Source organism: Vallitalea maricola (genome assembly GCF_036985595.1).
Taxonomy (GTDB): domain Bacteria; phylum Bacillota; class Clostridia; order Lachnospirales; family Vallitaleaceae; genus Vallitalea; species Vallitalea maricola.
Window position 1 is genome coordinate 19216 of record NZ_BTPU01000071.1, and the last position, 10886, is coordinate 30101.

General features: G+C 29.0%; 9 protein-coding genes. All 9 read left to right on the plus strand.

What is annotated here, in order from left to right:
- Window positions 1-28: 28 nt before the first annotated feature.
- The 9 genes from AACQ14_RS18770 (at window position 29) to AACQ14_RS18810 (ending at window position 10861) form a co-directional block, all read left to right on the plus strand.
- Window positions 29-3274 (plus strand): DUF5702 domain-containing protein, encoded by a 3246-nt coding sequence (locus AACQ14_RS18770; protein WP_339365123.1) that lies wholly within the window; start codon window positions 29-31, stop codon window positions 3272-3274.
- Between the two features lie 23 nt (window positions 3275-3297).
- On the plus strand, window positions 3298-4479 hold the full coding sequence (locus tag AACQ14_RS18775; RefSeq protein ID WP_339365124.1) for a TadE/TadG family type IV pilus assembly protein: 1182 nt from the start codon (window positions 3298-3300) through the stop codon (window positions 4477-4479).
- Window positions 4476-5078 carry a prepilin peptidase gene (locus AACQ14_RS18780; protein ID WP_339365125.1) on the plus strand — a complete coding sequence of 201 codons (603 nt, stop codon included), beginning with the start codon at window positions 4476-4478 and terminating at the stop codon, window positions 5076-5078. Before AACQ14_RS18775 ends, AACQ14_RS18780 begins: the two co-directional genes overlap by 4 nt.
- Window positions 5079-5118: 40 nt before the next feature.
- A complete protein-coding gene (locus AACQ14_RS18785; protein ID WP_339365126.1) occupies window positions 5119-5739 on the plus strand; it encodes a TadE/TadG family type IV pilus assembly protein in 621 nt (206 codons plus the stop codon).
- Window positions 5740-5797: 58 nt separating this feature from the next.
- Window positions 5798-6739: a hypothetical protein gene (locus tag AACQ14_RS18790; RefSeq protein ID WP_339365127.1), complete on the plus strand. Its 942-nt coding sequence runs from the start codon at window positions 5798-5800 to the stop codon at window positions 6737-6739.
- A gap of 45 nt (window positions 6740-6784) precedes the next feature.
- Window positions 6785-8905, plus strand: coding sequence for a DNA helicase RecQ (recQ, locus tag AACQ14_RS18795; RefSeq protein WP_339365128.1), 2121 nt, complete (start codon window positions 6785-6787; stop codon window positions 8903-8905).
- 124 nt (window positions 8906-9029) lie between these two features.
- A complete protein-coding gene (locus tag AACQ14_RS18800) occupies window positions 9030-9353 on the plus strand; it encodes a PadR family transcriptional regulator (RefSeq protein ID WP_113673936.1) in 324 nt (107 codons plus the stop codon).
- Window positions 9346-10221, plus strand: a complete 876-nt coding sequence (locus AACQ14_RS18805; RefSeq protein WP_339365129.1) for a permease prefix domain 1-containing protein — start codon at window positions 9346-9348, stop codon at window positions 10219-10221. The genes AACQ14_RS18800 and AACQ14_RS18805 overlap by 8 nt, the downstream gene beginning before the upstream one ends.
- Window positions 10222-10225: 4 nt before the next feature.
- A complete protein-coding gene (locus AACQ14_RS18810; RefSeq protein ID WP_339365130.1) occupies window positions 10226-10861 on the plus strand; it encodes a hypothetical protein in 636 nt (211 codons plus the stop codon).
- Window positions 10862-10886: the final 25 nt, after the last annotated feature.

A 10886-nucleotide genomic window follows, 5' to 3' on the forward strand; every position in this document is an offset into this window, starting at 1 on the left:
TTTTTATGTTTAAATGGGGTGAATTTGGATGAACAGGAAAACAGATGGTGCAGTAACAGTGTTCTTGAGCTGTATTTTACTAATAATAATTGTATTCACTTGTACTGTTATCGATTCTACTAGAATCAGGGTAGCTAGGTTACAATCCCTAAGAGCTCTTAGAAACGCTACCAATTCAATTCTAGCCAGCTATGATTCACAAATATCTGATGAATATGGGATGTTCATGTTAGAGAAACAAGACTATATCAATAAGATTGAAGAATATGCTAATGCCTCTCTTGAACCTAATGAAAATCTACCGGAAATGAACCGTATATATAAAAGATTATATTCTGATGATAGCCATAGGAACTTTAATTTATATGACTATAATCTTAAGGTAACTAGTGTCATACCTACAGATACTATAGTCAAACCTGATACTGATTATATCAGATTAGAAATTCTAGAGTACATGAAATATAGAGCACCATTATTAGTCATTGAACCTATCCTCGAAAAACTCAAGCTTATAACAAAAGCCTCAAAAACCACTGATTATGTAAAAAAGAAAATGGAGATAACTAATGAAGTTTCCAAAATAGATGATGAATACAGGGAGCTTGAAAGATTGATAGATGGTCTTGACATCAGTAAAAAAGGTAAAATAAATTACGAAGATTTCTATGTAAAAGGAATAATTCAAGATAAAGGTATAACTAGGGATAGGTGTTTCAAGGAAATACCAAATAAGTATATAAGAAGCAGATTACAAGGAACTATATTTGATATATATGGTGATATCAATAATCTAAGAGATGATATTCATGATTTCAACAGCTGTAAGACTTCAATGATAGATACATATAGAGAGTTATATTATATAAGACAAGAAATAAGTGAGCTATCTGATGATGATTTAGCAGATCAAGATGAACTCGATTATCTATCTAAATGCATCAAAAAAAGCAATGAACTTCATGATTCATTTATTAATCAGTTAGATACTGTAATGGTCTACAAGGATAACATAGAAAGAGGTATTGCCAATCTTTCCAATCTACCAGCATATTTAGAAAGTAATAAATTGGCCATTGAAGTAATTGAGAAAATACAAGTAGAAGGTAATAGAATAAAAGAATCCATTGATGAACTTGAAAATAATATGAACAATGATAAAGAAGATATAATTGAACAGACCTCTAATGCAATAGAAAATGAACTAAAAGAGTTAAAAGGTAAATTAGCAATAGAAGACAATGAGGATAAAACATATACTCTAGTAAATAATCTATTAGCAATAAAAGATGAACTGCAAAATAATATTAGGTTATTATCAAATAATGTGCCCCATGTCGACGAATTGAAAAACATGAAAAACAATCTAGTGAATCATATGGTATATGGGGAATTCAACACAGAAGAAAAAGATATATTATATGCTTTCATGGATGAAATAAAAACAACAAGCAATCTATTAGCCAATCAAAATAGCTATGTGAATACCTATGATGATAATAATTATACAGAAAAATTTAGCAGTTTATTATACCAATTAGAGAATGGTTTACATAATAATTATTCAACAAAAAACATGGTTTTCAATTATGGGAATATGGAATCTTTATCAGATGAAGAAAAAGATAAAAAAGATCCTAGAAATGAAGTAACAGATGCTACCGAGAATATTAAGTTCAACAAGGAAGACCAAAATGTCAGCAATGAGATAGATAAGGATAACATACCTTCTGTCCTTAGTTCCAATAGTGAGTATATTAACTTAATCAATGAAGAAGATGCAGACTTTGAAAATGAGGAAAATGATAATTTTACTAACAAGTCACTAGATGTTTTTGGAAACATAGCTGATAAATTAAAAGATATCACTTATAACCTTAGAGATGAAATATATATAGGTGAATATATAGTAGGGAATTTTAAATCAGCTACGGATAACTTACCCGATGCTCTTCCATTAACTTTAAGTAATTATTCTAAAAATGACCATTATCTTAATAATGAAGTAGAATATATTCTTGGAGGTAGTTTAGATGAAAATGTTAATCTCAAACATGTATCCAATACTATTTTAGGCATAAGATTCGTTATGAATTATATACATATCCTCACTAACTCTAACAAGAGCACATTAGTCATGAGTATTGCTACTTCCATAGCAGGATGGTGGACTTTTGGATTGGGTACATATATCGTTGCGGCACTTATCATGGCAGCTTGGAGTTATGCTGAATCATGTGTTGATGTAAGATATCTGTTACAAGGTCGAAAAGTTGCTTTTATTAAAACCAGTGGTGACTGGTATACAAGTTTACAAGGAATCACTAATGGTATCATTGATGAAGCAACTGATCATGTTACAGATAAATCTTTGCAAGTGATAGATGCAGCTTCAAAAACTGTACAGAGCAATATATCTTTTATAACTAAAAGATTAGAAGGTGGTGTTTCAGAGTATGCAGAAGATAAATTATCACAAGTGCTGGATGAAGCTGAGAGATCACTTAACTACACCATTGATGAAGTTGATAATACTATTGATACCATTATCAATGATTCATTCAATAATCTTAGGGAAGGAATAAATAATCGTCCTCTACCTGATGATTATGGCAATATTGGTTGCAATGATTTAATAAAAGAAATAATTGATGCCATATATAATGAATATGTTGAAAGGATAGTTAATGCATCATATTCACAGGTTATTTCAATTAAAAAAGAGATACTTGAAAAATTCAAGGAAAAGATAGAAGAAGTTAAACAAAAGATTATTAATGGAGTTCTAGGAGGAATAGGACAGATATCTAATAGATTTGAATCAGAAATCAATGAAGTAGTTGAAAAAACATCTTGTAAATATAAAGATATCACTAAAAAACATATTAACAGCATTGCTGATAAAGTAAGAAAGTCTACAGTACAAAAGGTGAATGTGGATATAGATAATAGCTTGAAAACCAAAGGGAAAGGTTCTAAGATAACTTCACTGATGCCGTCATTCTCTTACAATGATTATCTTCGTTTAATGTTATTAATAGGAGTGGATAATGATGTAAAGTTATATAGAGTACTAGATTTAATCCAATTCAACTTGCAAAAAAGCAGGAATGAGAATGAATTCAATCTTAAGGATTATGCAGCTGGATTGGATGTTACTGCAGAAGTATCAGTCAATTTCTTGTTCTTTGATTTACCTTTTATGCCAGATGAAGCAAAGGACTTAGCTGATAAAGGTTATAGTTTTGAGATTAATACATCCATGGTTTACTAATTATGAAAAGAGGCATGTATAACATGAAAAAACTAAAAGGTTCATTGACAGTAGAAGCGGCCATCGTGTTACCTATTTTTCTAATGGCAATATTATCTATTGTTTATATAATTAAGATTATGTATATACATGAAAGTATTCAACATGGTTTATCAGAAACAGCAAATGAATTAGCTGCTTATTCTTATATAATGGATAAATCAGAGATATTAGATTCACAGCAAGAAATATATAAAACATCTAGCGAAAATCTAAATGATACTAATGAAAATATAGATAGTATCAATGAAAACTTAGAAGATATCTTTAATATTATTGAGGGAGGGAATTCTTATATAGGTGTTAGTGATATAAACAAGGATTCTACATTCAAGGATATGTATGGCAGCGGTAATATGAATGAGTATATAACTAATTTTGCAAGTACAATATCTAAGATTAAAGAAGAAGTAATAGGGAATGCCAGTGAAGCTTATAAAAGCCTTAATGATATTATGAATTCAGTAGATATAATATTACATAGTATCAAAGGAACATTAATCAGTGAATGTATATATGATGGTTTAGCTGTTACCAATAATTTTGTTGGTACTAAGATGGCTAAGAGTATCTTTAATGATTATATAAGTGATGAGCAATATAAAAAGTGGTATATAGTCAACGGTAGGAATGGAATGAATTTCAGATATTCAAGGTTTATGTTAGATGATGAAGATATAGATTTGATTGTTAAATATAAGCTGGACATTCCTATACCTTTTCCAGGAATAAAAGACATATCTATGACTCAAAGAGTCAAGGTAAGGGGATGGACTGGTAACGGGAATGGATTCAATTCTTGTTTAAAAGAAGATAATATTGAGTCAGGTGAAGCTAGCGAAGATGATATCATTGTGTATTGTGTAGAAAATAGTGAAGTATACCACACTTATATTACTTGTCTCAACAATATAACCATGCCGGAAACATATGACCCCAATAAGCATAGTTCAAAATTATGTGAAACATGTGCCAAGAATATAGATAAAAATGATATTAAGATTGTATATCACACCCCGGAGGGTAAAGTATATCATGTTAATCCCTTATGCTCACAGATACATTCTGATAATATAATGGAGTTGACATTAAAACAAGCTAAAGATATGGGTAGAAGAATATGTGAAAACTGTAAGAAGAAAAAGCAAAGGATTGATTCAAAATGAGTATTGTAATTATTCTAATAGGTTTAGCGCTAGGGATACTAACTTATAGTTATTCTTTTGATACTAATCTCAATATTTTTTCAAGTAATAATAAAAATAGAATCAAAGGTCTATTGATTGTAATAGGAGTAACTACCGTGACCTATCTATTTTACTATCAATACCAACTAACCAATTATTTTATTGCTATGGAATTGACTACTTGGTTTCTGATAATCACTACCATAAGGGATTGCAAAGATAAACAGATACCTATGGATGTTGTAATAATCACATTCATAATAGGAGTGATATTATTATTTTTTAATCCTAATGTCATATGGATTCATTCTCTTATAGGATTTGTGGGGATAGGTGGAATTATAGCACTAATTTCAGTCCTGACAAAAGGAGCTATAGGTATAGGAGATGCTCTTGTTATTGGAACTATTGGTCTTATACTAGGATATAAAATGGCAATAGCAGTTTTGCTATATTCATTAGTGTTAAGTGGATTGATAGGGTTAGGATTGATGGTATTTGGTAAGGTGACCAGAAAAACCAAGCTGCCTATGGTACCTTTTATGCTATGTGCTTTTTTAATAATAATTATTCTATAATCAATAAATAATCTTTTTTGGAATCAGGTGGTATATAAGTATGAATAATAAACTAGGTGGAAGTTTAACTGTAGAAGGAGCCTTAGTCTTTCCTATAGTATTTTTTGCTGTGTTATGTTTAATATACATAGGTATCTATCTTCATGATGTAACGTGCATGAAAGCAATAGTTAATGAAACGGCTGATCGTTATGAATTGGCTTATGTGGGCAAAATTAATTTTGATACAGGAAAAGTATTATCAAATGATAGTAGATTGAATAGAGGTTTGTATTGGAGGTTCACATCAGGTGATATCCTAAGGGATAATGTTAAGACTTACGTAACAAAACAAATGAAAAAACAGCTAATATTGAAAGATGATAAAATCAATGTAAATACTGAGGTGACAAATTCTGTATTAAAAAAGAAGGTTACTATAACTGTAAACAAGGACTTCAATACTCCTATCAATGTGATTAATAAGATACTGAGTATTAATAATAGACAACTTTTAATGTGTGTAAGTTCAAAAGCAGTAATAAATGACCATGGGGAATTAATAAGAAATGTAGATTTTCTTGATGATATGTCAGATTATATTCCTTCAATAAATGAAGCAAAGAATAAATATAAGGATAAAATATATGAAATTGTAGATTTTTTTAGAAAATTACAATAGAAGGATTAATTGTTATATGATATAATTGTTGAGTAACAATTAATAGGCGGGGGAAAATATGGAGTCTCTACAAAAAAAAATAAAAGATTTAGAAAATAAGGTCATAGAACAACAGAAGTTAAATGAACATTATAATTCTATTCTTGATGAGCGACATAATTTAATTAATAAATGTGATAGGCAAAAGACAATATTAGAGATGGAAATGAAAGATGTTAAAAGATTAAACGGTTTCACCTTCAAAAATTTTGTTCATACAGTATCTTTTAGTAAAGAACGAAAGTTAGAGAAAGAAGAAAGAGAGGCTGTAGTTGCTAGATTAAAGTATGATGAGTATCTAAAATCTATAGAGGATATTAATCTTAAAATAGAATCAATTAGAGAAGAACTTGATAAATATGAGGAAATAGCTAAAGAATATCTAGAAGTAGTAAATAAAAAAGAAAAGCTTATAATATCTCAAGACAATAAAAGGTCAAGTTTATTAATAAATGCAAATAAAAAAATAAAGGAACTAGAAGAAAAAAATAGTAAAATCAAAAGGGCTTATGTGGCAGGAGAAAATCTAAGATTTACCTTGAAAAAAACAGAAAAAATACTTGAAAAAGCGAATGGATTAGATGTGGTACAGATTAGAAATGGTGGATTACTAGATGATAAGTCAAAAGTAGATATGGATGAAACCCTTAGTTTCTTATATAAAATACAATGTTATTTAAAAAAATACTACAAAGACCTCAATAATATCAGTATAGAATTCTCAGAGAATATAAAAACTAATAATCTTTTAAAATACGTTAATTATTGGTTAGAAGGTATGTTTGAGAATATGATAGAGAACAAAAAGTTTCAAGGGACGTTAACTAGAGTTGTAGAAACTAAATGGGATGTAATTGATATAAATAGTAAACTTCACCAGAAAAGCTTAATAATAGAAGAAGAACTTATAAATGTAATAAAGCAAAAGGAAATTATTTTGGGGTATAGGAAGATAATCTAGATATCACTTATTGAATTGTACAGAAGGAATGAGTATCTTATGAACATGAAGGCAAAAGAAATATTAAAAAAGTTATATGGATATGACGATTATAAGAAAGGTCAGGAAGAGGCCATAGACAGTATACTTAATAATAAGGATACTGTAATTATTATGCCGACAGGTGGTGGTAAATCAATATGCTATCAGATACCATCACTTATTTTTGATGGTATAACCATAGTAATATCTCCTCTTATATCTTTGATGAAAGATCAAGTGGATAGTCTTAAGGCAACGGGAATAGATTCTACATATATCAATAGCACTCTATCTTATGAAGATATTGAATATAGATTACAAGCTATAGAAGAGGGAAAATATAAGATTGTCTATATTGCACCAGAAAGATTGGAAACTGAAACTATATACAGGATAACAAGAAGAAATAAAATATCCTTTATTGCTGTAGATGAAGCTCATTGTATTTCACAATGGGGCCATGATTTTAGACCTAGTTATATGATGATAAACAAATTCATAGATAATCTTGAAGAAAGACCCATTATTGCAGCTTTAACAGCTACTGCGACCAAAAAAGTTGAGGAAGATATAATTAGTGGGTTAGGTTTAAATAATGCTAATGTATTCAAGACTGGATATGATAGAGAAAATCTTACATTCACTGTGTTGAAAGGTGCTAACAAAAATAATTTTATTATAGATTATGCTAAAAAACATAAAGGGGAAGCAGGAATCATTTATGTAGGAACAAGAAAAGATACTGAAAATATATGTAGATTATTAATTAAGCAGGGTATCAATTCTGGTATGTACCACGGGGGTATGAATCCTCAACAAAGAAAAGAAAATCAAGATAGATTCTTATTTGATGATATTGACGTTATGGTAGCCACTAATGCATTTGGTATGGGTATAGACAAGTCTAATGTTAGATATGTAATCCATTATAATATGCCTGAAAATATTGAGGCTTATTATCAAGAAGCAGGACGTGCTGGCAGGGATTCATTAAACTCTCAATGTATACTGTTGTTCAGTGCTGGTGATGTACAGCTTAGAAGATTTTTAATTGATAGAGCAGATGAATTAGATGATACAAGAAAAAGATATAGATATGAAAAACTTCAAAAAATGATTAAATACTGTCATGTAACCACGTGCCTTAGAAAATATATACTAGAGTATTTTGGAGAAGAAAATATTAACGATACATGTGGCAATTGCAGTAATTGTAATGAAGACATTAAAAAAGAAGATATGACCATAGAAGCCCAGAAAATTTTATCCTGTGTCATAAGAATGAAAGAACGTTTTGGTACTAAAATAATTGCAGAAGTATTAAGGGGCTCCAAAAATAAAAGAGTTCTTAGTCTAGGATTCAACAACCTGTCAACCTATGGGCTTATGTCAGAATATACCATTGATAGCATAAAGGATATGATAAATCTACTGATTGCAGAAGGTTACCTTAGAATGACAACTGACGAATATCCTGTTGTCAAGATAGATAAAAAAGCAATTCCTGTACTTAAAAATAAAGAAAAAGTATTTAGGAATGTGATGAAAACAGAAAAAACACAAGTTAAACAAGAGTTATTTGAGAAGCTGAGAGCACTTAGACGTAAAATTGCTAGTGAGCAGAATCTCCCACCTTATGTAATATTCAGTGATGAAACACTAAAAGAATTAAGCACAAAGTATCCTACAAACAAATATGAAATGCTGAACATTAAAGGTGTTGGTGAGAAAAAGTACGAGCAGTATGGTGAAATGTTCATGGAAATCATAAGACAATACATAGAAGATAATAATATACAAGTAGAAATAATTAATTACTCTGAGCCAATTACTAAAAAAACTAAGAAAAAAAGTGATGAACCATCATATGTTATATCAGCTAAACTATATAATGAATTGAATGATATTAAAGAAGTAGCAAAAGAAAGAAACTTAACAATAAGAACTATAGAAAATCATATATTTGAAGCTTATACCAATGGAGTGGATGTTGATATTGAAAGGTTCATACCAGAAGGAGAAGAAGATACAATCAAAAATGCTATTGATAATATTGGCTTAGACAAGTTAAGACCTATTAAAGATGCGCTACCTGAGAGTATCAATTATAATGCCATAAAGGCAGTAATAGCTAAATGGTATTAAGAAAATTTGACAAAAAATATATTCAGTGGTAAAATACCTAGCATAACAAAGCATTGTTATGCTAGGTATTTTTAAATTGCTATTGGAACGAGATTAATCTCAATAATTTTAGGTGGTGTTACATATGAATAAAGAGTTATTAAAGGGAACTACAGATATAATGATATTGAATCTGTTAAAGAAAGAACCTATGTATGGATATGGAATGATTAAAGAATTTGCAATCTTATCAAAAGGAACTTTTAAATTTAAAGAAGGAACTCTATATCCTATTTTACATAATTTAGAAAAAAAAGGGCTTATTGAGTCTCTATGGAAACAAAACCCAGGAGAAAGAAAAAGGAAGTATTATCAAATTACCAAAAAGGGTATAAGTACTTTAGAAGAAAGAAGTACTGAATGGGAGATATTCCAGCAAGCCATTAATGATGTGTTGAGTTATGAATAGCGAGGTACAGGGATTGGATAAAAGGATAAAAGTTTTTTTGGATAAAGTAGGTAATCAAATCAACACAGAAGAGGAAGCATTGAAAATCAAAGATGAACTGATAGATCATATTGATTGTTTAACAGAAGAATTCGTAGATATGGGTTATAGTAATCACGAAGCTATATCCAAAGCTCTAATGCATATGGGTGACCCTAATGAAATAGGTTATTCTTTTACTAATAGAGATATTGTTAGAAAAAGAAATCAGCTTATTAGGATGCTTAGAACCCTTAGTATTGGCTTACTGATTATTGGATGTGTGATACTATTTGTATTTACTGAATACTCTACAGAAAGTTTAGGTTCAGTAATATATTTTGTTAATATATTAAATATAGTTGGTTTCTCTTCCTTGACATCTCATACAAATTCAAAGTATTTGATGAATAGCCAAGATATACCTATACTCATTATATGGCCAGTGAAAAAACATATATATTTAGAATATATAATCATTGGAATCATATTTTCACCAATATTGATTTTATTTGGTACTGGACTGGTACTTGGGGCTATTGAAGATAATGCTTTGTGGAAATTAGTACTATTAGTAATAATATTCACATCTGCTATTATATCAACTTTTCTAATAAATAAGTTGAGAATACCTAAGTACATAGTAACTAATGAAGGATTGATTGTTCTTGGAAAATTCATTTCATGGACAGCTATAAATAATGTAAGATGGCTGAATTCTTACTATAAAAATGAAAATACATATATGCTTCAGATTTTAGATAATAGAGGGTTCCCTATTACAAGAAAAATAAAAGTTAGTAATAATCAATATGAAATGGTTTCACGTATTATTTCCGAAAGGGTGTGAGTAGGTGTTTCAAATAAAAGATTACGATAGTATAGCTAAAAAAAGATTGCTTATAAATATATTAAATATTTGTTTTTTTGTTCTTTTATTGTTATTAGTTATTAGTACTCCTTCTTTTGAAAGTATTTATTTTGGGATATTATGTACAATAAGCATATTTGGTATGCAGCAATTGAGTAGAAAATTAGATAAGAATATTGGTAAAAAACGAGAAGATAAAATAATATTTTCATGTTTGAATAAAGACTTTAACCAAAGGAATAATGGTTTAATGGTTCATTTAACTGTAATAGCATTTTCATTTACATTTATTTCAGGTATATCAGAATCTTATTTTAAGAAATCTTCTTCTAATATAATATTTATAGTACTTATAACAATAATAGTTCTATTGCTTTTGATGATGATAATGGTACTAGGATTCTACGGTATGAGATGTTATGTATTTGATAATAAAATTGTAACTGTACAAGGGGTAATGAATTTTTCTGACATCAAAAAATATCAATTAATACTTTTAAATAATGGTAAAGTTCAGTTTGAGGCTAATACAGGAGAGCAATATGTAAAGTTAAAAATTAATAATAATCAATCAAAAATTGTTGAAAGCATAATTAAAAATAATTGTATAATACAATAAGAATAAATAATATCTATCCTTATAA